Genomic DNA, 19,331 nt, shown 5'->3' with positions numbered 1-19,331 from the left:
ACTGCAGCCGCTGTAGTGTCGCCGGAGCCTAAGCTACTGCCTCTCCGCACTCCGCGGCGATGCGCTGGCGGGCGCGGTTGACGCGGCTTTTGACGGTACCGGTAGCGCCGTGAAAGTGCTCGGCGGCCTCTTCATAGGTGCGGCCGTCGATGAAGACGAATTCGAAAGCGGATTTGAAGGGCTCTTTCAGCCCGCCGCAGGCGCGCTCCAGTTCGTGGCCCCGTATCCGCCATTCCTGATCTGCGGCCACGCTGCCGGCGTCCGAAACGCACTCCTCCAATCCGACCATCTCGCGCTTGCCGATCCGGAAGCGCGAGCAAAACAGGTTGCGCATGATCGTGAAAAGCCACGATTTGAGATTGGAGCCGGGGCGAAATTTGTCGATGTTGCCAAGGGCCCTCGTCAATGTTTCCTGAACGAGATCATCGACATCGGTCTGGCTGCGGTGGAATGTCCTGGCGAAGGAATTCAATGCGGGAATGAGGTCGACGACATCCTCCTCGAAGGAATTCGTCATCTGCTGATAGATCATGTCGCGTCCTCCAATGGGAAAGGAAGCGCGCCGGCACGGCTTTGTTCCGTTTTGCCGCTTCTCCGTACGGTTTCGACAATGGTGCGCAACGCTTCGGACGGCGCTGCCTTTCTACAACCGATCACTGTGCGGAACCGTACGTTGAAGCTTGCTGCGATTGTAACTCATGCCAGGCGCTACAGTTCATCCCGATGAACGCGCAAGACAAGAAGACCGCGTTGATCGTCGAGGATGAGCTGTTTATCGTGCTTGAACTTGAGGAGACGCTGCAAGAACTTGGATATGACGAGGTCGTGACCTTTTCCAAGATCGATGCGGCTATGTCCTGGCTAAAGTCCGTGGCACCCGCTATCGCTATCATCGACTATCATTTGAAAGATGAGATCGCAGATGAGCTCATCCGCACTCTCGCCGACCTAACTGTCCCCACAGTGGTCTATTCTGGTCGTTCGCCGGATCCCGACGCAGACAACGACATGCTCAAGGCCTGCGAGTGGCTTACAAAGCCGGCGGATCAAAGAATGCTTGCGATGGCGATCACGCGTGCCTGCGGCCTCGCCGAGCCGGCGACCATCCGCTAGCTCGTATCAGCCTCATGGTGTCACGGTGCTTTCCGGGAACTTTGGCTGTTGTCGCGGGTTGAGTTCAGTCGAAGAGTTCGCGGAGGAGCCGGCATGTCATTCATGACGATCGACCGCTTGAAGGTGACGAACCACCTTCTCAAGCGACTTCCCGAGGCGGCCTATCGGACGCTGCAACCGCATATGGAGCGCATGGATTTGCCTTTGCGCCATTCCCTGATCACACCCAATCGCCGCACCGAGTTCGTGTATTTCGTTGAGTCCGGCATCGCATCGGTCGTGGCCAAAAGCGAGAGCGGGCAGAGCGTCGAGGTTGGACATCTTGGCAGGGAGGCGATGGCCGGCGGGCACGTCATCCTCAAGGCCGATCGCACACCGACCAGCACCTACATGCAGGTGGCGGGAGAGGGGATCAGAATTCCCGTCGTGGTGTTCAACAAGGCTCTCGCTGCGAACGAGGATGCACGCGATCTTTTCCTGCGCTTCATGCAGTACCTGTCGATCCAGGTCGCCCAATCGGCACTGGCAAATGCCCGGTATGACGTACCGGCGCGGCTGGCGCGCTGGCTGCTGATGTCGCACGACCGGGTCGATTCCGACGATCTCCCGCTGACGCACGAATTCCTGGCGCTGATGCTTGGCGTCCGGCGCTCCGGCGTGACCGACCAGTTGCACATCGCCGAAGGCCTCCACGCGATCAAGGCCACGCGCGGCAACATCAGGATCCTCGACCGAGGCAAGTTGATGCAAATCGCCGGCGATAGCTATGGATTGTCGGAACGCGAGTATGCGCGTCTCGTCGCGGTCGACGAGCCCGTCATGTAGTCTCCCGATCGGATCACGCTGATGTCACTCTACTACTTCCATGTCGTCGGCCAGAAGAGCAAGATCGAGGATCTGGAAGGTACTGACTGCGCAGATCTTGGAGCCGCGACTGCGGAAGCGATCGCCAACGCGCGAGACCTGATGGCGCATGCCATCCGGCAAGGGCGCGATAGATCATCGAGATCGATCGAGGTGCGCGACGCCGACGGTACAATCGTGCTGACGGTTCCGTTTCGCCAAGCGATCAGCGAGGCGGAATAGGTCCGTTCAATGGTTTGCGAAACAGATCCTCGTAGATCTGCTCCGGCGTGCCGTAGCTGCCCGCCGCTATCGCTTCAAGCTTCTCCCGGCTGAGAATGCGGACGTTTCCGCGGGTAGCCCTGATGGCGTGTATGCCCTCGAGAATATGCAGTTCGTTGGTGATGCCGGAACGACGTACACCAAGCATCAGCGCCAGGAACTCGTGGGTGAGCGGCAGATCGTCACGCCGCAGCCGGTCGTGCACCATCAGCAGCCAGCGCGAAAGCCTTTCGTTGATGCTGTAACGGGCGTTGGCCAGGGCGGAGTTGGCGAGCTGCAACGCGGCATAATGGTTGTAGCGCAACAACAGCTCGAGAAGCAGCGCATCGCCGTCGGCGGCCTGCCGCAATCGGTTTATCGGCAGGGCGTACCCATATCCGGCGACCTGCATGAACGTCCGGTTCGGCGTCGTGTCCGCTCCCAGCACGATGTGGGCGGCGGACATGCCCTCGAAGCCGATATGACCGACCTCGACGCTTTCGCCGTCCGTGCTCATCGCGATCATCGATGCCAGGCCGCTCTCGATGAAATAGGCATGCAGCGGCCGCTCGTTGATCTGTACCAGGACTTTTCGCGAGGGCAGTTCCACCGCCTTCAAGTGCGGGATCAGGGCAGACAGACTGTTTTCAGGAAGGGCGCGTAAGATCCTGTTCCTGATATCCGTCATTTCAAAGCCTGCCATTGCCATCCCCGAGTCGCCGATCCATCGGACCCGGCGCCGACAATAGGCGGGAAAGGCTTGGGTATTCCATAGCGTTAAAGCGTCTGTGCGGTTTCGACAATTGCGCGGACGTGGGTGCTAAGCCATTGCTTCTACAAAACTTGCTCTGTCATGTTGATAGCGGAGGATGCGTCTGGCGCCGGTCGTCGGGGCGGCCTCAGAGGGCGTCTAGCGGATAGGTTATTCCGGCATAATGAACAGGATTTCCGGATCTGTCGCGGAAGCATCGACCGAGCGCGATCACGTGCCTTGTTTCGCCAAAACCGTCCTTGACGCGATACTCCTCGAAGTAGGGCATGCCGCCGATGACCGCCTCCGACATGGCCTTGGCGACACGGCCTCTGTCGTCGGGGTGAATACGCTCCACATATCGGTCGACAGGCAGGCCAACCAGCGTTTCGTCTGCGTCAAGGCCGAAAAGCCCGGCAAGGGCGGTATCCGCGTAGAGAACATTTCTTTCCAGGCACCAGGTCCAGATGCCGGGCTCATCCGTCGTTTCGGTGGAATTCATCGTATGATGCGCCTTTCGCGTTGGCACCAGTGAATGCAAGCTACTCAACTCAAGGGTGCTCGCGTAGATATCTGGAGCAAGTCACCTTGCTTTGCCAGCGATCGTCATGAAACGTACATTTTTGATCGGAAATTTAGAGTTCTAGTCGGGTCTCCTTCGTTTCAATTCGACCAGTTCTGCTCTCCCTCAACCCAGGCTCTCTTGACCACGTCTGTTCAATTTCGCTTTTCGGCTATAGTAAGCTTCGACTTTGATATTCGGGGATCTGCCATGATCGAACAGGCCACCAAGGATGTAGTCGAGCGCCGCCGCGGTTCGGGCGTGAAGCTCGTCTACGACATTTTGCGCGACGAGATCCTCGACTTGAAGCTCGCGCCCGGCAGCCCGGTGGATGAGGTTCTGCTCGCCGAGCGCTTCCAGATGTCGCGAACGCCGATCCGCGAGGCGCTTGTCAGGCTGGCCGGCGAGGGGCTGATAGAAACGCTTCCGAACCGCTCCACGCTGGTGTCAAACATCGATCTCCTGAACCTCAATACCTATTTCGACGCGCTTGTCCTGATGTACCGTGTGACGACCAGGCTGGCGGCGCAGAACCACAACGCGGCCGACCTCGTCGCGATCCGTCAACTGCACCACCAGTATGCGGCGACGGTCGAGGCCAGGGATCTGCGCGAGATGATCGCGGTCAACGCGGCCTTTCACACGGCGATCGCCGAAGCTGGGCGAAACCCCTATTTCACCGGACTCTTTCGGCGACTGCTGGACGAGGGACGACGCATATTGCGGCTCTATTACAATTCCTACGAGGAGCAGTTTCCGCAACGCTTCGTGGACGAGCACGACGAGATCATCGCCGCCATCGAGGGGCGTGACCTGGAGGCCGCGGACCGTTTGGGAAAGATACATGGTGAGCAGATCGTCGAGCAGGTCCAGCGCATGTTCGCGCGCAACCAGAAGCTGGACATCGCGCTCTGACGGGCGATGCATTTTCCTTGTCGACAAGAAGTATTTTAAATGATACTCCTTTTCACCAAGGGTAGCGTGCGCGAGACGTACGGTTGATGACCCGGTAAACCGCCCATGGAGAGCGACATGAAGGCCAGCATTTTTTCCGGTGTGATCCCCGCGTTGATGACGCCCTGCAAGGACGACCGCACGCCCGATTTTGACGCGCTGGTGCGCAAGGCCAAGCAGCTCATCGCCACGGGCATGTCCGCCGTCGTCTATTGCGGCTCCATGGGCGACTGGCCGTTGCTGACGGACGCGCAGCGCATGGAGGGCGTCGAACGGCTGGTCAAGGCCGGTATTCCTGTTATCGTCGGCACAGGTGCCGTGAATACGGCTTCCGCGGTTGCACATGCCGCCCACGCCCAGAAGATCGGCGCTCAGGGCCTGATGGTCATCCCGCGCGTACTGTCGCGCGGCTCCGTCGTCGCCGCCCAGAAGAACCACTTCAAGGCGATCCTTTCGGCGGCCCCCGACCTGCCGGCCGTCATCTACAACAGCCCCTATTACGGCTTTGCCACGCGCGCCGACCTGTTCTTCGCGCTTCGCGAAGAGCACAAGAACCTGGTCGGCTTCAAGGAATTCGGCGGCGCCGCCGATATGCGCTATGCGGCTGAAAACATCACCAGCCGCGACGATGACGTGTCGCTGATGATCGGCGTCGATACGGCCGTATTCCACGGCTTCGTCAACTGCGGCGCAACCGGCGCGATCACGGGTATCGGTTGCGTGCTTCCCAAGGAAGTGCTTCACATGTGCAATCTGGCGAACGGCGCTGCCAAGGGCGATGTCGAGGCACGCCAGCGCGCGCTGGAACTGGAATCGGCCCTCGCGGTTCTTTCTTCCTTCGATGAAGGCCCCGAACTCGTCTTGTTCTTCAAGCACATGATGGTGCTCAAGGGCGACAGGGAATACACGCTGCACTTCAACGAAACGGACGTGCTTTCGGAGAGCCAGCGCGGCTACGTCGAAGCCCAGCTGAAGCTGTTCGACACCTGGTACGCCGAGTGGAGCAAGCTGCCGGGCGCGGTTCAGACCTACAAGGCATAGGTTTACACAACGTCGCCAGTAAAAAAGGGCCTCCAACGGGGCCCTTTTTCGTTTGTGCCTTTAGGTCGCGGTCAGGCGACGGCGTCGAGCCCCTTGTCCAGCAGGCGCTCGAGATGTTCTGTTTCCGAAGCCGTCAGCGTGATCCCCTCGGCATCGGACTTCTGGCGCGCCGTGAACCGGCGCTGCGACGGCAGTCGCGCGCCACTGCCGGCAATGGCATCGAACAGCACTTCGGCGCGCGCGAAGGGGTCGCCGGCGCGGCCGGCTGCGAACGCCTGGGGAGACATCGCTATGACGAGTTCGCCATGGAGCGGCAGAAGCGTGGTGGTGCCGAGGTAGTCGAGTGCTTCGGAGCTCGTCAGATCGCCGATCATGATACCGCCGAGAAGTTCGATCATCGTGCCGATCGAGGAGCCCTTATGGCCGCCGAAAGGCAGCATGGCACCGGCCAGCGCTGCCTCCGGCTCCGTCGTCGGGTTTCCATCGGCATCGATCGCCCAGCCTTCCGGAAGGGGCTTGCCGGCGCGGCGATGGAGCTCGATCTCTCCTCGCGCGGCGACCGAGGTCGCGAAGTCGAAGACATAGGGGAAGGTCTGGCTGCGCGGCCAGCCGAAGGCGAAGGGATTGGTGCCAAGCAGCGGCTTGCTGCCACCTGTCGGCGCGACGGTCGCATAGCTCGGGCACATGGCAAGGCAGGCCAGGCCTTCACGGGTGAGGGCTTCGACTTCCCACCAGAGCGCCGAAAAATGCGTGCAGTCGTTGATGACCAGCGCGGCAATGCCGAACTTGGCCGCGCGCTCGACAAGATGAGGCAAACCGAGTTCGAAAGCCGGGTTGGCAAAACCGCCGCCGGCGTCGACCTTGATGATCGCCGAGGCCTCGCTACTCATGACATGCGCCGCGGCCACAGGGTTTACCTTGCCCGCCTTGACCGTACGCAAGATACCATCCAGCCGATAGATGCCATGCGACTTGCATCCGTCAGCCTCGCCAGCGACAATGACGTCGGCAACCGATTTCGCCTGGAAGTCGCTGATCCCGGCCTTGAGCAGAATGGCCACGACACGGTCATTCAGTTCATTCTTGCTTATCTGGACCTGTTCCATGGCGCTGTTCCTTATCGTCGCATCAACGTGCCATTCATAATCTCGAACTTGAAATATGTAAAATACAATAAGTCGACAAGATTGCAGCAAGGCGCCAACCGCGCAATCATGCCGATATGATTATCAAGAAGGAGGCGGCCGGCTTTCAACGTCGTGCCCACCGTGACGAGGAGGTTCGGATGGAGAAGTCCGAGGTGGCTTCGGACCTGCGCAGCGTGATCCCCAGCCGCTTCATCCGCCGCGAGAGCATCGCACTCGCGAACTAGATGATCAGGCATTGTAGGCGCGCTATTGCGCTGCCGGCCTACAGCTACCTCCGGGACAACAGTTCGGCTTTCTGAACCGCCGTCAGTGGCCTGACCTTGTGGGGGCGAAGCAAGAGGTGGAGCTTCGCGGTCTCTTCGAGTTCCTCGGTCGCGTATTGCGCTTCGCGCAACGTCTTGCCCGCGACCACGGGGCCATGGTTGGCAAGGAGCACCGCATGGCTGTCCTTGGCTTTCTCCGCGACCGCCGTGGCGAGCGCGGGGTCACCGGGAGGGAAGTATTCGACGAGCGGAAGTTTGCCGACGCGCATCACGTAATAGGCCGTCAGTGGTGGCAGCACGTCGGTCGGATCGACGACGTCGAGAATGCTGACGGCGACCGCGTAGGTGGAATGCAGATGCACGACGGCGCCGCTCATCTTCTGCTGGCAATACATGCACTGGTGCAGGAACGCTTCCTTCGTCGGCTTGTCGCCATCGACATGCACACCTTCCGCCGAGAAGCGGGAGAGGCGTGCCGGATCGAGGCTGCCGAGCGAGGCATTGGTGGGCGTCATCAGCATGTCGCCATTGCTCAGCCGCGCGCTGATATTGCCCGTCGAGCCGAAGGTCAGCGACCGGTCGAACAGGGACCGCCCAACGCTCACGATCTCGTCCCGCAATTTCGTTTCTTCAGAAATGATCGCCGTCATCGCACCAGATCCCATGCCCGCAAGAAGAAGTCGTCGCCGCCGAAGTTTCCGGATTTGAGCGCGAGTGCGAGCGGCTCCTCGCGGCCGATGCTCACCGTCCATGGGACCCCCGGATCGATCTCGGGGCCGATGAACAGCGCCTGGACGCCAAGCCGGTTGACGACCGCGCCGGAGGTTTCGCCCCCCGCGACCAGAAAACGGCAATAGCCCCGACGTGTCAGCTGGAACGCTGCCTCCGCCAGCAGATGCTCCACCAATTCGCCCGCCCAGTCACGCCCGAGTGCCTGCTGCGCCCGCTTCACGTCCTCCGGCTCGGAGCTGGAATAGACAAGTGGAATGGCGCCGGTGATCGATGTCACCCAGTCGACGACCGCATCCACGGTGGTTCGACCGGCCGCGATGTCGAGCGGATCGAGTTTCAGCGCCGGCGTCCCGGCCTTGATCGCCACCAAAACCTGGCGGCGAGTGGCCGCCGAGCACGAGCCGGCGAGGATCACGGCCTTGCCCTGCGGCGCGGCGATGCCGCTCTCGGCGCGATCCGGGCGCAACTTGCCGGCGCGGCGGAAGTTTTCGGGCAGCCCGATCGCGATGCCGGAACCGCCGGTGATCAGCCGCATGCCGGCCGCCGCCCGTCCGATCGCGCGCAGATCGTCGTCGGTGACGGCGTCGACGACGACGATCTCTTCACCCCGATCCGACGCCTGCCGGAAGGCCGCTCCGATTTCATCGCTACCCTTGCCCACCACGTCGCGGTTCACCAGTCCGACCTTGAGCGACGTCTGCCGCTGCAACACCCGAACGAGGTTTGAATCGGTCATCGGCGTCAGCGGATGGTCCTTCATCGGGCTATCGGACAACAGCATGTCGCCGACGAAGAGATGACCGCGATAGACCGTCCGGCCGTTGGCGGGAAAGGCGGGGCAGGCGAGCGTGAGCGCGTCGCCCAAATGCGCGTGCAGGGCTTCCGCGACCGGGCCGATATTGCCATCAGGCGTCGAATCGAAGGTCGAGCAATATTTGAAGAGGATCTGCTCGGCGCCGGCTGCGATCAGGCGACGGCAGGCGTCGAGAGATAAGGCGACCGCTTCGGCTGCCGGAATCGTTCTCGATTTCAGCGCGACGACGACGGCTTCCGCGTCTCCATAGTTAAAATCGGCAGGCGGAATGCCGACCACCTGAACCGTTCGCATTCCCTCCCGAGACAGGGTCAGAGCAAGGTCCGTCGCTCCCGTCAAATCATCCGCCACCGCGCCTAAAAGCATGTTCACTCACTCCCAAGATATAGAGACATTCGTCAGGCCGTCGCGCCTTCGATAATGTCGAAGCCAGTGTCGATAACCACGCGCTGCTCGGGCCGCGTGGGGCTTTCCAGAAGCCTTTCGACGGCCGTCTTGCCGATCAGGAACCGGTTGGATCGTACCGTCGAAAGCGGCATCGGCAGTGCCTGACCGATGTCGAGGCCGTTGAAGCCGAAGAGGGCAAGCTGTTTGCGCACGACAATGCCGGCAGCAAGACAATGGAAGAAACCGCCGACGGCCATGTCGTCGTTGGAAAAAACGACGGCGTCGATATCGGGGGCGCGCGCCAGCAATGTCGCGAGCGTATCGCGGCCCGCCATCGTCGAGCTCGGGCCGTCGAAGCGTTCTTCGGCCCGCAATGTCAGACCGGTTTCGGACAGCGCCTGGCAAACGCCATCATGCCGCAGCCGGGCGCGCCGGTCGGCCCCCCAGTCATGGCCGACATAACCGATGCGACGGTAACCGCGCTCGATCAGGTGGCGCCCGGTCGCGTATCCGGCCTGCCGGTGCGAAAGACCGACGGCCACGTCGATGGGCTCGGCATCGATATCCATCAGCTCGGCCACGCGCACGCGGCTGTTGCTCAGCATGCGCCGCGTCGCTTCCGTGTGGTCGAAGCCGGTGGTCACGATCGCGGCCGGCTGCCATGCGAGCAGCGAGGAAAGGATGTCCTGTTCCTTGCCGGCATCGTAATTCGTCACGCCGACCATCGGCTGGTAGGCGGTCGTGGCGAGGGCCGCATGGATGCCCTGCAGCACCTCGGGAAAGACGACGTTCGACAGCGACGGCAAGAGGACGCCGATCAGCAGGGAGCCGGACGAGGCAAGCGATCCCGCCGCGCGGTTGGGAACATAACCCAGCGTTTCGATCGCCTTGACGACGCGGTTGCGCGTGTCCTCCGCGATCGGTCCCTTGTTGCGGATGACGCGTGACACCGTGTTTTCGCTGACACCGGCGAGCTTGGCCACATGCGCCAGGGTCGGAACTTCATATTGCGTCATATGGCCTCCCTTCCATGGCGACGCCCGTCGCATCCTTCGTTATCTCAGCGCTAACATATTCCGCTTGAAGATTGCTAGAGGATGTGATTACTTTTTTATGTTAGCGCTGAGATTCTTCATTCTGGCGCTGCTCTCGAGGCTTTCGCCTGTCTAGGGCGATATTGATACGCGGATTTGAAAGGAACAATCGCCAATGGCCGGATCCACCCACGTGGCAGTCGTCGGATTGGGCTCGATGGGGCTTGGCATGGCGCGCGCGCTGCTACGTGCCGGCCACACCGTCTCCGGCTGCGATATCAGCGAGGCGGCTCTGGGCAGCCTCGAGGCAGCGGGCGGCACGCCGTTCGCCACGCCGGCCGCGGCTATGAGGGGTGCGGGGATCGTCGTTGTCGTCGTCATCAATGCGGCGCAGACCGAAGCTGTTTTGTTTGGCCCCGAAGGCGCCGTTGCCGCGCTGACGCCTGGTTCCGTGGTGATATCGTCGGCCACGATCTCCCCGGCGGAGGCCAAGGAATTCGCGCGCAGAGCCGGCGAACATGGCGTCCTTTATCTCGATGCGCCGATCAGCGGCGGCTCCGTCAAGGCCGATGCCGGCGCGCTGACCTTCATGGCGTCCGGTTCGCCCGAGAGCTTTGCCGCAGCGCGGCCGGCGCTGGACGCCATGGCGGCGACAGTCTACGAACTCGGGGACGACGTCGGTGTCGGCTCATCCTTCAAGATCGTCAATCAGCTTCTTGCCGGCGTCCATATCGCCGTCGCCTGCGAAGCGATCACCTTCGCCAAGAGCCTCGGGCTCGACATATCCCGGGTCTTCGACGTCATCACCAAGTCGGCTGGAAACAGCTGGATGTTCGAAAACCGCATTCCGCATGTGGTTGCCGGCGATTATACGCCGCACAGCGCCGTTTCGATCTTCACCAAGGATCTCGGCATCGTCTCCGACATCGGCCGCCAACGGAAATTCCCGTTGCCGATCGCCAGCGCCGCCCTGCAGCTTTTCGTCATGACGGAGGCGGTCGGCATGGGGCGGGACGATGATTCCTCCGTCGCCCGCCTTCTGGCTTCGATCGCCGGACTGCAGCTGCCCGGCATGGACAAGGAGGTCTGATATGCCGCGTCTTGCCGCCAACCTCAGCATGATGTTCAACGAGCACGCTTTTCTCGACCGTTTCCAGGCCGCCGCCGATGCGGGCTTCGAGGCCGTCGAATATCTTTTCCCCTATGATCACCCCGCCGGTGTCATCGCCGAGAAGCTGGACGCGGCCGGGTTGAAGCAGGCACTGTTCAACATGTCGCCGGGCGATTGGGCCACGGGCGAGCGTGGCCTGGCGGCCTTGCCGGAACGCCGCGACGAGTTCCGCGATGGAGTGCGCAAGGCGATCGACTACGCCAAGACCATCCGATCGCCGCTCCTGCACATGATGGCGGGGATCGCCGATGCGAACGATACGGCTGCCATCGCCGCCTACCGTGACGCGCTGACCTATGCCGCGGACGCGACGGCGCGGGAGGGTATCGGCCTGGTGATCGAGCCCATCAACGGCCGCGATATGCCCGGCTATTTCCTGAACGATTTCAATCGCGCCATCGGCTTCATTTCCGATCTCGACCATCGCAACGTCAAGCTGCAGTTCGACGTCTATCACCGGCAGATCATCCATGGCGACGTGCTAGTCGGCCTCGAACGGGCGATGCCTCTCATCGGGCACGTGCAGATCGCCTCCGTGCCGAAGCGCAACGAGCCGGGAACCGGCGAACTCGACGATTTCGCGATATTCGCGGCGCTCGATGAGCTCGGTTACCAGGGCTATGTCGGTTGCGAGTACCGGCCGGCGGGGGAAACGGTCGCCGGGCTTGGATGGACGAGGAAGCTCGGCTCCCGACATGCAGGAATGCTCTGACACTGTGTGCTCACACGTACTGCTTACGGATTCGTGACCAGTTCGTAAGCAATTGGGAGCGCGCGTTCAGGTTCACGTCAGGCGATGACGAAATATGGCCGGCATATCTTTTGGCGAAGAGAGCCGACCATGATCACATTGCAAATCGCTGCCCGTCGGCGGACATACGCGGAGGCGTTTTTCATCCTGGTGGCGCTATGGTTCTCGCTGCTGGCGATTTTTCACGCATGGCCGATGATCGACATCAGAATTTCGGCGTTGTTCTTCAGCAGCCCGCTCTGCATGGAACTATCGCCGGGGAACTCGTGCGGGTCCTTCACCATCGGCGCCGAGACCTGGGCGAGAACCCTTCGCTGGACCCTTTACGCTTTGCCCTACGTGGCTGCAGCGACGATCCTGGCCGCCCTGGTTTTGGCAGGGGTGTCGCGTAGGGTCCGTAATTACCTGCCGGTGCGCCGGCTCTGGCTCTCTCTGGCAAGCCTGGGTGTGAGCGCCGGCTTGATCACGAGCCTGCTTTTCAAGGAGCAATTCGGCCGTCCGCGTCCGTCGCAAACAGATCTGTTTGGTGGGCAGATGACATTCATGCCAGCGGGATCGTTCGGGGGGGCATGCGAACGGAATTGCTCGTTCATCTCCGGCGAGGCGTCCGGGGCGGGGTGGCTGATCGGCCTTCTCCTTCTGTTGCCGCCGCGATATCGCACATGGATAGCGCCTCCGGTGATCATCGCCTCGGTCACGACCGCCGCCCTTCGCGTCGTGGTCGGGGCTCATTATGCATCCGACGCCACGCTCGGCGTGCTCGTTTCCGTCACCGTCTTCGCGGGTATGCTGGCTCTCGAGGAGGCGATCGACGAGCGCAAGGGCGGCATCCGTATCGGCTGAAGCTCACTCGTCGGAAATTCCGTATTTCCGCGTGCGGAGCAAATCGGCTCCTAGGAGCCCACCCCGGGGTCGCGATTGTTGTCGCGGATCTGGAGGAGGATGCTGCGGCCAGCTGCGATCAATTCCAGCAGGAAGGCGATGAGCGACAGCATGAGCGCGACGATAGCAGTGCCGAAGAACCAGAAAAGGTTCAAAGGCCGGATGCGGATATCGAGCGCGCCGGACAGGAGATTGAGGATCGCTCCGCAGGTGCTGATGCCGGCAACGACACCGAGAATGACGGCGATCTCCAGAACCAGCGTGCGCCGGCGAAGATAGATGAGTTGCCGCTGCCGCCTGTCGTCCGGAATGTCTTTCTCGACGACCTCGTTCAACCGGTCCGAGACGCGTCCGAGGCGGGTGGCGTAGATTCCGACAAAGGCCGCGGTACCCGCCAACAGAAAGACTGGCGCGAGCGACGTCTGGATGACGCCGGCATAGTCGATCACAACAGGAGGTGTATCCACAACGCTTCCTCGCAAGTCACGCACCATACGCGCGCGTCCCCGTAAGAGGCCTGTCATGCCGCAAGGGTTGCCGTCGCGATGCCGGGCGACACTACCGCCAACGCCGTTGGCAGGGCAAGGGCCGGCCTGTCTCCGTCAAGTCTTCCGCATCGTCGCCGAGCCTGATTTTCAGTTCTGACTGGACACATCAAACATAACCGCGGGCGGTGACTGGCGACAGATCCTCGAATTCGTAAGTTCTGCGAGCACCGGCCTCGCGGACGATTTCGGCGATTGGCCCGAATTGCGATACCAGCGGGTTGGTCTTGCGCCAGATCATGCCGATCGTGCGGAAGGGGCGGGGCTCCAGCAGCCGGAACACGCTGACATCGGCCGAGCGTGTCTCCGTGCGCACCGCCATCTGCGGCAGCAGGGTGACGCCGATGCCGGCGCCCACCATCTGCACCAGCGTGGTCAGCGAGCTTCCTTCCATGAGTTCGCGAGGCGGCGCGGCTGCGATGTTGCAGAACGACAGCGCCTGCTCGCGGAAACAATGGCCCTCTTCGAGAAGAAGCAGGCGCATCGCGTGCAGCATTTCCGAACTTGGAACCGGCTTGCCGGCGTCCTCTAGCGGACGCACCAGAACGAACTCCTCGTTGAAGAGCGGGATCTCCTCGAGCGTCGGTTCGGAGACGGGCAGGGCGACGATGGCCGCATCGAGCCTCGCCTCGTGCAAATCCTCGATCAGCCGCTGGGTGACCGCCTCGCGCGGGCGCGGGTCGAGCCCGGGATAACGCTGCGTCAAAGTCTTGATGACATCTGGCAGAAGATAGGGGGCAATCGTCGGAATGACGCCGATACGAAGCCGCCCGGCAAGCGTTGTCCGCGTGGCGCGCGCCAGTTCCGCGAGATCATCGACGGAGCGCAGAATGCCGCGCACGCGTTCGGCGAATTCCTCGCCGAGGCTGGTAAGTCTGATCTGCCTGCCACCACGTTCCACGAGGGGCGCGCCGATCAACTCCTCGAGTTCGCGAATCTGCACGGATAGCGCCGGCTGGGAAATAGCGCAGGCTTCGGCGGCGCGGCCGAAATGCCCAAGCCTTGCCAGAGCCTCGAAATAGCGGAGATGCTTCATGGACAGGCCAATCATAATTAAAACCTATCAGACTCTTTAGAATATACAATTGGAATTTATCGAGCGAGTTGCTTATTCCCTATCTCGGGGCTTGAACCGACAGCCGGTTCCCTGGCCCGCGAAGAACAATTGGCACGCGACGTCAACCCGAGTTCGAATTTTAGGGAGAGTTAACGTGGACACGAAGACACAATCGGCCGGCAAGTGTCCGGTCATGCACGGTGGCAACACGGCACTCGGCAAATCCGTCACGCAATGGTGGCCCAACGCGCTGAACCTCGACATTCTCAGCCAGCACGACACCAAGACCAATCCGCTCGGCAAGGATTTCAACTATCGCGAGGAGCTGAAGAAGCTCGACGTCGAGGCACTGAAAGCCGATCTCAGGGCGCTGATGACCGAAAGCCAGGAGTGGTGGCCGGCCGACTGGGGCAGCTATGTCGGCATGATGGCCCGCGTTACCTGGCACGCGGCCGGCTCGTATCGCGCGGCCGACGGTCGTGGCGGCGCCAACACCGGCAACCAGCGTTTCGCGCCACTGAATTCGTGGCCGGACAACGTCAACACCGACAAGGGCCGCCGCCTGCTGTGGCCGATCAAGAAGAAGTACGGCAACCGTATCTCCTGGGCCGACCTGATCGCGCTCGCCGGCACGATCGCCTACGACGTCGCCGGTTTGAAGACCTTCGGCTTCGGTTTCGGCCGCGAAGATATCTGGCAGCCGGAAAAGGATGTCTATTGGGGCGACGAACAGGAATGGCTTGCGCCGAGTGATGGTCGCTATGGCGATGTCGCGAAGCCCGCAACGCTTTCGAACCCGCTCGCGGCGGTCCAGATGGGTCTGATCTACGTCAACCCCGAGGGTGTCAACGGCAAGTCGGATCCGCTCGCCACCGCCGCGCAGATGCGCGAGACCTTTGCCCGCATGGGCATGGACGACGAGGAAACCGTTGCACTCACCGCTGGCGGTCATACCATCGGCAAGAGCCACGGCAACGGCAACCCCGCCGACCTCAGCGCCGATCCTGAAGCGGCGGGCCCGGAAGCCCAGGGCCTCGGATGGCTGAACACCAAGGGACGCGGGATCGGCCGCAATACCGTGGTTTCAGGCATCGAGGGCGCTTGGACAACCGAGCCGACCAAATGGGACAACGGCTTCTTCGAAATGCTGTTCAAGCACGAATGGCATCTGGTCAAGAGCCCGGCCGGTGCCACCCAGTGGGAACCGATCTCGATCGCCGATGCCGACAAGCCCGTCGATGTGGAAGACCCGAGCATCCGTCTCAACCCGATGATGACGGACGCAGACATGGCGCTCAGGGTTGACCCAATCTACCGCGAGATCTCGCTGCGCTTCCGCGACGACTTCGCCGCATTCTCCGATGCCTTCGCGCGCGCATGGTTCAAGCTGACCCACCGCGACATGGGCCCGAAGGCGCGCTACCTCGGCCCGGATGTTCCGGCCGAGGATCTGCTCTGGCAGGACCCGATCCCGTCGGCCAGCACGAGCTACGACGTCTCGGCGGTCAAGGCCAGGATTGCCGCGTCCGGTCTTGCCGTCTCCGACCTCGTCAGCACGGCATGGGACAGCGCCCGCACCTTCCGCGGTTCGGACAATCGCGGCGGAGCCAACGGCGCCCGCATACGCCTGGCGCCGCAGAAGGACTGGGCCGGCAACGAGCCGGAACGCCTTGCCCGCGTTCTCGCCGTGCTGGAACCGATCGCTGCGGCGAGCGGCGCTTCGGTTGCCGATGTCATCGTGCTGGCCGGTAATTACGGTGTCGAACAGGCGGCCAAGGCTGCCGGCTTCGACATCCAGGTGCCGTTCGCGGCCGGCCGTGGGGACGCCACCGCCGAGCAGACCGACGCCGAGAGCTTCGCGCCGCTCGAGCCGCTGGCCGACGGTTTCCGCAACTGGCAGAAGGAGCATTACGTGGTCAGCGCCGAGGAACTGCTCCTCGACCGCGCCCAGTTGATGGGTCTGACGGCGCCGGAAATGACGGCTCTCGTCGGCGGCCTGCGCGTCATCGGTGCCAACCATGGCGGCTCGAACCATGGCGTCTTCACGTCCCAGGTTGGAGCGCTCACCACGGACTTCTTCGTCACGCTGACCGACATGGCCTATTCCTGGGTCCCGACCGGTCGTAACTCGTACGAGATCCGTGATCGCAAGACCGGTGCCGTCCGCTTTACCGCGACGCGTGCCGATCTCGTCTTCGGGTCCAATTCCGTGCTGCGTGCCTATGCGGAGGTCTATGCCCAGGACGACAGCAAGGAGAAGTTCGTGAAGGACTTCGTCGCTGCCTGGACGAAGGTGATGAACGCCGACCGCTTCGACCTGACCGCCTGAAGCGAAACGGCCTACAGCAGGCCTTGAAAAGGAACCTCCCGCGCGCGGATAGCGTACGGGAGGTTTTTACGTTTGGACAGGTCGCCTCTCGTCGCATCGTCTCGGCGCCTGCCAGCCTATCTGGCGTTTTCGGAACCACGCCCGCCCGCGACAGGCTTCGCGGTGGCCTTGTCTTTCTCGGGCGATATCTTGTGCGCCGGGTCTTTTCCGGCGTGCTCGCGCGCATGCGCTTCGGGTCCAGCAACGATCACACCATTCTGGTCATCGTCGACATGTTCCTTCGACCTGCGATTTGTAACGTCCTTTGCCATTGCTTCCGTCTCCTGTCACGGCTGATCGGAGGTTAATGATCGCGCACGCCGCTTGTTCCATGGCTCGCCAGCGCTCACGAACCGTTCATTTATGTCGAATGAAATGTAATTTATTATTCTATGGATAGGAATGAATAGGAGCTTTATTTTCTCCGGACGATCAATGCCGGAGAGTTTCAATTGCGCAGGTCTGGTTTGGTGGAAATTCTTCCCGGCGTGGGGGTTAGCGTCATTGTCACCCTGATGTCGCAGGCGATCGCTTTCACGGAGAAAGCGGTATTCGGCTATGAACTGATGGATGCGCTCGTCTTCGCCATTCTGCTCGGCACGATCTATCACAGTGTCGTCGGGCTTGCGCCTTCACTGCGCGCCGGCGTGGACTTTTCGAGCAAACTCCTGCTCGAAATGGCGATCGTGCTCCTTGGCGCTTCGATCAGTGTCCGGACGGTTGTCGATGCGGGAACGATGATGGTCGCCGTCGTGTTCGCCACTGTCATGCTCTCCCTGGTCATCAGCTACAGCATCTGTCGCCTGCTCGGCCTGACGGATCATCTGGCGACGCTCGTTGCCTGCGGCAATTCCATATGCGGCAATTCGGCGATCGTCGCGGCTGCTCCCGTGATCGGAGCGGACTTCGATGACGTGGCCTCGTCCATTGCCTTTACCGCGGCGCTTGGAATCCTGGTCGTCCTGTTGCTGCCGTGGTTGTTTTCGGCCTTTGGGATGACGCAGTGGCAATATGGCGTGTTCGCCGGAATGACGGTTTATGCCGTGCCCCAGGTTCTGGCCGCCACCGCGCCCATCGGCGCCGCCAGCGTCCAAGTCGGCACGCTGGTCAAGCTCATGCGCGTTCTCATGCTCGGTCCCGTGGTGTTGCTGCTGCGGCTGAAAAACGGCGGCCAACGCACTGGCGGGGCTTGGCTTTCCGCCACTCGCCTCATTCCCTGGTTCATCATCGGCTTCTTCGCGATGATGTGCCTGCGCAGCCTCGGCCTTATTCCACCGGGAGCGGTCGACACCGCGAAATCGGCATCGACGCTCCTGACGACGGTGTCCATGGCGGCGCTTGGCCTGTCGGTGAATATGCGCACCGTGTTCGCCTCCGGTGGCCGCGTTCTATTGGCCGGCATCCTCTCGCTCGCGGCCCTGAGCCTTCTCGGTGTGGTGGGGCTCCTTATTCTGCAAGCCCGATAGCCGGTGCGCTATGGCTTGGCCGCGAAATCGACCGACGAGATCTCCACCGACCAGTCGAAATCGGCGGGGGAGGGCTTGCCCGGCAATGTGTCGAGGCCGCGATAGGGGTTGAGCGTCCAGCAGTTGCCGAACTCGCTGCGCGGCTCGATGATCTTGTCGGTCGTGAAGTAGTCCGAATAGACTTCGCTGCTATGGCCCGAGCGCTTGGCGATCAACCTGAAGCGGACCACGTTGACCTGCCTGTCGGAAGCGTTCGCCAACGTCACGAAAACCGACTTGGCCGGATCGGGGCAGCCCTGACCGCCGGTACTTGTTCCCGAAACGAGCGCTGCAAGACTATTGCGGTCGGTCTGCTGGAAGTAAACGTAGAAGCCAACGCCGGCGCCCACCAGAAGCATGCACGCTACGGCGATCAATGTCGGTCGGGGAGCCAGAAGAAAACACACGACGACGATCGGGACCGCAATTACCAGAAATATCATTTGCCTGCTCCATTCCACCAAGGAGCTAAAGCAGCCTCCCTCAGGAGGCAAGCTCGGTACACGACACGTGTCGCGAAAAAGAGCGCCCATGACCGAGCACACCGGCATAACTGTCAAACGGGTAACCTAGATGTGACTTTCCGGTACACGTCTCCGCCGCTTTCCGCTGATAGTGATTTGTCTACTGGCGGAGGATCAAACAGTGGATCTGGATTTTACGGTTTCGGAAGTGCTCGACGATCTGATGATCGCCCAATTGAACAAGGCGGACGGAATAAGCGAGCGGTCGTTCGCCCAGCTCATGCAAAGCGCCGCTCGCGTCCGATCCTTCGGCGCATCTCATGCACCGCGAACAGGCGAGGCGAAGCGCGATCCGGCGGCAACGCCGGATTGATGCCGCAGGCAGGGCGTTCTAGACAAGGCCCGCAGACACTGAGGTGCCATGCCGTCAGCCGATCGTCTCCGGATTGGGCGGCGCGACCGGCGCCGGCTTCTTGATCAGGGGAGCCGCCCGCAGCACCAGCGGACTGAGCGTGTTGTCCTCGTGTTCGATGATCTCGAACAGCTGCCGGCGCATGCGTGGCTCCCAGAACTTGTTGATATGCGAGGCCACCCCTTGCGCGGCCTCGGCATCGGGCTGCGTCGCGAAGAAGCCCGCGATCTGGTTGGCCATGTAGACAAGCTTGTCGTGGGTGCCGTGTGACAT

At 61.8% G+C, this 19,331-nt stretch carries 24 protein-coding genes; 12 read left to right on the top strand and 12 right to left on the bottom strand.

Translation table 11 applies throughout. The features are described 5' to 3' along the window. Window positions 1–28: 28 nt before the first annotated feature. Complete coding sequence (locus GGQ67_RS15040) at window positions 29–532, bottom strand: sigma-70 family RNA polymerase sigma factor (RefSeq protein ID WP_183900950.1); 504 nt, start codon at window positions 530–532, stop codon at window positions 29–31. A gap of 191 nt (window positions 533–723) precedes the next feature. On the opposite strand from GGQ67_RS15040, the gene GGQ67_RS15035 reads away from it, so the two are divergent. The 3 genes from GGQ67_RS15035 (at window position 724) to GGQ67_RS15025 (ending at window position 2,199) form a co-directional block, all read left to right on the top strand. Beyond that, the gene (locus GGQ67_RS15035) at window positions 724–1,113 is read left to right on the top strand and encodes a response regulator (RefSeq protein WP_183900949.1); all 390 of its coding nucleotides are present in this window, start codon (window positions 724–726) and stop codon (window positions 1,111–1,113) included. 93 nt (window positions 1,114–1,206) lie between these two features. Then, the gene (locus GGQ67_RS15030; protein ID WP_183900948.1) at window positions 1,207–1,938 is read left to right on the top strand and encodes a Crp/Fnr family transcriptional regulator; all 732 of its coding nucleotides are present in this window, start codon (window positions 1,207–1,209) and stop codon (window positions 1,936–1,938) included. A gap of 21 nt (window positions 1,939–1,959) precedes the next feature. Beyond that, window positions 1,960–2,199: a DUF6894 family protein gene (locus GGQ67_RS15025; RefSeq protein ID WP_183900947.1), complete on the top strand. Its 240-nt coding sequence runs from the start codon at window positions 1,960–1,962 to the stop codon at window positions 2,197–2,199. On the opposite strand, the gene GGQ67_RS15020 is transcribed toward GGQ67_RS15025, so the two are convergent. Further along, window positions 2,183–2,920, bottom strand: a complete 738-nt coding sequence (locus tag GGQ67_RS15020; RefSeq protein WP_246400192.1) for a Crp/Fnr family transcriptional regulator — start codon at window positions 2,918–2,920, stop codon at window positions 2,183–2,185. The two genes, GGQ67_RS15025 and GGQ67_RS15020, sit on opposite strands and share 17 nt — an antisense overlap. A gap of 196 nt (window positions 2,921–3,116) precedes the next feature. Continuing rightward, window positions 3,117–3,470: a PAS domain-containing protein gene (locus GGQ67_RS15015; protein ID WP_183900945.1), complete on the bottom strand. Its 354-nt coding sequence runs from the start codon at window positions 3,468–3,470 to the stop codon at window positions 3,117–3,119. 273 nt (window positions 3,471–3,743) lie between these two features. Here GGQ67_RS15015 and GGQ67_RS15010 point away from each other — a divergent pair, with 273 nt between their 5' ends. After that, window positions 3,744–4,445 (top strand): GntR family transcriptional regulator, encoded by a 702-nt coding sequence (locus tag GGQ67_RS15010; RefSeq protein WP_283193479.1) that lies wholly within the window; start codon window positions 3,744–3,746, stop codon window positions 4,443–4,445. Window positions 4,446–4,562: 117 nt separating this feature from the next. Continuing rightward, a complete protein-coding gene (locus tag GGQ67_RS15005) occupies window positions 4,563–5,525 on the top strand; it encodes a dihydrodipicolinate synthase family protein (protein ID WP_183900943.1) in 963 nt (320 codons plus the stop codon). Window positions 5,526–5,596: 71 nt separating this feature from the next. Here the strand turns inward: GGQ67_RS15005 and GGQ67_RS15000 are convergent, their stop codons facing one another. After that, window positions 5,597–6,631 (bottom strand): Ldh family oxidoreductase, encoded by a 1,035-nt coding sequence (locus GGQ67_RS15000; RefSeq protein WP_183900942.1) that lies wholly within the window; start codon window positions 6,629–6,631, stop codon window positions 5,597–5,599. Window positions 6,632–6,747: 116 nt separating this feature from the next. On the opposite strand from GGQ67_RS15000, the gene GGQ67_RS14995 reads away from it, so the two are divergent. Continuing rightward, the gene (locus GGQ67_RS14995) at window positions 6,748–6,897 is read left to right on the top strand and encodes a hypothetical protein (protein ID WP_183900941.1); all 150 of its coding nucleotides are present in this window, start codon (window positions 6,748–6,750) and stop codon (window positions 6,895–6,897) included. A 44-nt stretch (window positions 6,898–6,941) separates the two neighbouring features. Here the strand turns inward: GGQ67_RS14995 and otnC are convergent, their stop codons facing one another. From otnC to GGQ67_RS14980, 3 genes are read right to left on the bottom strand one after another with little or no spacing between them, the layout of a single operon-like run. Next, complete coding sequence (gene otnC, locus GGQ67_RS14990) at window positions 6,942–7,586, bottom strand: 3-oxo-tetronate 4-phosphate decarboxylase (RefSeq protein ID WP_183900940.1); 645 nt, start codon at window positions 7,584–7,586, stop codon at window positions 6,942–6,944. Further along, window positions 7,583–8,848, bottom strand: coding sequence for a 3-oxo-tetronate kinase (gene otnK / locus GGQ67_RS14985; protein WP_183900994.1), 1,266 nt, complete (start codon window positions 8,846–8,848; stop codon window positions 7,583–7,585). The genes otnC and otnK overlap by 4 nt, the downstream gene beginning before the upstream one ends. Before the next feature lie 32 nt (window positions 8,849–8,880). Further along, on the bottom strand, window positions 8,881–9,885 hold the full coding sequence (locus tag GGQ67_RS14980) for a LacI family DNA-binding transcriptional regulator (RefSeq protein WP_183900939.1): 1,005 nt from the start codon (window positions 9,883–9,885) through the stop codon (window positions 8,881–8,883). A 193-nt stretch (window positions 9,886–10,078) separates the two neighbouring features. Between GGQ67_RS14980 and ltnD the strand changes: the two genes are divergently transcribed. The 3 genes from ltnD (at window position 10,079) to GGQ67_RS14965 (ending at window position 12,668) form a co-directional block, all read left to right on the top strand. After that, on the top strand, window positions 10,079–10,993 hold the full coding sequence (ltnD, locus tag GGQ67_RS14975; RefSeq protein ID WP_183900938.1) for an L-threonate dehydrogenase: 915 nt from the start codon (window positions 10,079–10,081) through the stop codon (window positions 10,991–10,993). Window position 10,994: 1 nt separating this feature from the next. After that, window positions 10,995–11,786: a 2-oxo-tetronate isomerase gene (gene otnI, locus GGQ67_RS14970; protein WP_183900937.1), complete on the top strand. Its 792-nt coding sequence runs from the start codon at window positions 10,995–10,997 to the stop codon at window positions 11,784–11,786. A 129-nt stretch (window positions 11,787–11,915) separates the two neighbouring features. Continuing rightward, window positions 11,916–12,668 carry a phosphatase PAP2 family protein gene (locus tag GGQ67_RS14965; RefSeq protein WP_183900936.1) on the top strand — a complete coding sequence of 251 codons (753 nt, stop codon included), beginning with the start codon at window positions 11,916–11,918 and terminating at the stop codon, window positions 12,666–12,668. Between the two features lie 50 nt (window positions 12,669–12,718). On the opposite strand, the gene GGQ67_RS14960 is transcribed toward GGQ67_RS14965, so the two are convergent. Both GGQ67_RS14960 and GGQ67_RS14955 read right to left on the bottom strand, forming a co-directional pair. After that, complete coding sequence (locus GGQ67_RS14960) at window positions 12,719–13,174, bottom strand: DUF2721 domain-containing protein (protein WP_183900935.1); 456 nt, start codon at window positions 13,172–13,174, stop codon at window positions 12,719–12,721. Window positions 13,175–13,361: 187 nt separating this feature from the next. Next, window positions 13,362–14,303: a hydrogen peroxide-inducible genes activator gene (locus tag GGQ67_RS14955; RefSeq protein WP_183900934.1), complete on the bottom strand. Its 942-nt coding sequence runs from the start codon at window positions 14,301–14,303 to the stop codon at window positions 13,362–13,364. Window positions 14,304–14,463: 160 nt separating this feature from the next. On the opposite strand from GGQ67_RS14955, the gene katG reads away from it, so the two are divergent. Beyond that, a complete protein-coding gene (gene katG, locus GGQ67_RS14950) occupies window positions 14,464–16,638 on the top strand; it encodes a catalase/peroxidase HPI (protein ID WP_183900933.1) in 2,175 nt (724 codons plus the stop codon). Window positions 16,639–16,754: 116 nt separating this feature from the next. On the opposite strand, the gene GGQ67_RS14945 is transcribed toward katG, so the two are convergent. After that, entirely contained in the window at window positions 16,755–16,949 is a 195-nt protein-coding gene (locus GGQ67_RS14945; protein WP_183900932.1) for a hypothetical protein, read from the bottom strand. A gap of 180 nt (window positions 16,950–17,129) precedes the next feature. Here GGQ67_RS14945 and GGQ67_RS14940 point away from each other — a divergent pair, with 180 nt between their 5' ends. Then, window positions 17,130–18,143 carry a YeiH family protein gene (locus GGQ67_RS14940; RefSeq protein ID WP_246400191.1) on the top strand — a complete coding sequence of 338 codons (1,014 nt, stop codon included), beginning with the start codon at window positions 17,130–17,132 and terminating at the stop codon, window positions 18,141–18,143. 8 nt (window positions 18,144–18,151) lie between these two features. Here GGQ67_RS14940 and GGQ67_RS14935 read toward each other — a convergent pair whose 3' ends face one another. Continuing rightward, window positions 18,152–18,625, bottom strand: a complete 474-nt coding sequence (locus tag GGQ67_RS14935; RefSeq protein WP_183900931.1) for a hypothetical protein — start codon at window positions 18,623–18,625, stop codon at window positions 18,152–18,154. A 202-nt stretch (window positions 18,626–18,827) separates the two neighbouring features. On the opposite strand from GGQ67_RS14935, the gene GGQ67_RS14930 reads away from it, so the two are divergent. Beyond that, on the top strand, window positions 18,828–19,019 hold the full coding sequence (locus tag GGQ67_RS14930; RefSeq protein ID WP_183900930.1) for a hypothetical protein: 192 nt from the start codon (window positions 18,828–18,830) through the stop codon (window positions 19,017–19,019). Window positions 19,020–19,073: 54 nt separating this feature from the next. Here GGQ67_RS14930 and GGQ67_RS14925 read toward each other — a convergent pair whose 3' ends face one another. Beyond that, the gene (locus GGQ67_RS14925) at window positions 19,074–19,331 is read right to left on the bottom strand and encodes a formate dehydrogenase subunit delta (RefSeq protein ID WP_183900929.1); all 258 of its coding nucleotides are present in this window, start codon (window positions 19,329–19,331) and stop codon (window positions 19,074–19,076) included.

This window comes from Rhizobium metallidurans (assembly GCF_014196505.1).
In the GTDB taxonomy this organism is placed as follows: domain Bacteria; phylum Pseudomonadota; class Alphaproteobacteria; order Rhizobiales; family Rhizobiaceae; genus Rhizobium; species Rhizobium metallidurans.
This window is presented reverse-complemented; position numbering and strand designations above follow the sequence as displayed.

What these genes read in the sequence shown, in the direction of transcription:
- GGQ67_RS15040 (WP_183900950.1), bottom strand. Translation starts at nt 532, where the DNA reads ATGATCTATCAGCAGATGACGAATTCCTTCGAGGAGGATGTCGTCGAC.
- GGQ67_RS15035 (WP_183900949.1), top strand. Translation starts at nt 724, where the DNA reads ATGAACGCGCAAGACAAGAAGACCGCGTTGATCGTCGAGGATGAGCTG.
- GGQ67_RS15030 (WP_183900948.1), top strand. Translation starts at nt 1,207, where the DNA reads ATGTCATTCATGACGATCGACCGCTTGAAGGTGACGAACCACCTTCTC.
- GGQ67_RS15025 (WP_183900947.1), top strand. Translation starts at nt 1,960, where the DNA reads ATGTCACTCTACTACTTCCATGTCGTCGGCCAGAAGAGCAAGATCGAG.
- GGQ67_RS15020 (WP_246400192.1), bottom strand. Translation starts at nt 2,920, where the DNA reads ATGGCAGGCTTTGAAATGACGGATATCAGGAACAGGATCTTACGCGCC.
- GGQ67_RS15015 (WP_183900945.1), bottom strand. Translation starts at nt 3,470, where the DNA reads ATGAATTCCACCGAAACGACGGATGAGCCCGGCATCTGGACCTGGTGC.
- GGQ67_RS15005 (WP_183900943.1), top strand. Translation starts at nt 4,563, where the DNA reads ATGAAGGCCAGCATTTTTTCCGGTGTGATCCCCGCGTTGATGACGCCC.
- GGQ67_RS15000 (WP_183900942.1), bottom strand. Translation starts at nt 6,631, where the DNA reads ATGGAACAGGTCCAGATAAGCAAGAATGAACTGAATGACCGTGTCGTG.
- GGQ67_RS14995 (WP_183900941.1), top strand. Translation starts at nt 6,748, where the DNA reads ATGATTATCAAGAAGGAGGCGGCCGGCTTTCAACGTCGTGCCCACCGT.
- otnC (WP_183900940.1), bottom strand. Translation starts at nt 7,586, where the DNA reads ATGACGGCGATCATTTCTGAAGAAACGAAATTGCGGGACGAGATCGTG.
- otnK (WP_183900994.1), bottom strand. Translation starts at nt 8,848, where the DNA reads ATGCTTTTAGGCGCGGTGGCGGATGATTTGACGGGAGCGACGGACCTT.
- GGQ67_RS14980 (WP_183900939.1), bottom strand. Translation starts at nt 9,885, where the DNA reads ATGACGCAATATGAAGTTCCGACCCTGGCGCATGTGGCCAAGCTCGCC.
- ltnD (WP_183900938.1), top strand. Translation starts at nt 10,079, where the DNA reads ATGGCCGGATCCACCCACGTGGCAGTCGTCGGATTGGGCTCGATGGGG.
- otnI (WP_183900937.1), top strand. Translation starts at nt 10,995, where the DNA reads ATGCCGCGTCTTGCCGCCAACCTCAGCATGATGTTCAACGAGCACGCT.
- GGQ67_RS14965 (WP_183900936.1), top strand. Translation starts at nt 11,916, where the DNA reads ATGATCACATTGCAAATCGCTGCCCGTCGGCGGACATACGCGGAGGCG.
- GGQ67_RS14955 (WP_183900934.1), bottom strand. Translation starts at nt 14,303, where the DNA reads ATGATTGGCCTGTCCATGAAGCATCTCCGCTATTTCGAGGCTCTGGCA.
- GGQ67_RS14945 (WP_183900932.1), bottom strand. Translation starts at nt 16,949, where the DNA reads ATGGCAAAGGACGTTACAAATCGCAGGTCGAAGGAACATGTCGACGAT.
- GGQ67_RS14935 (WP_183900931.1), bottom strand. Translation starts at nt 18,625, where the DNA reads ATGATATTTCTGGTAATTGCGGTCCCGATCGTCGTCGTGTGTTTTCTT.
- GGQ67_RS14925 (WP_183900929.1), bottom strand. Translation starts at nt 19,331, where the DNA reads ATGTCACACGGCACCCACGACAAGCTTGTCTACATGGCCAACCAGATC.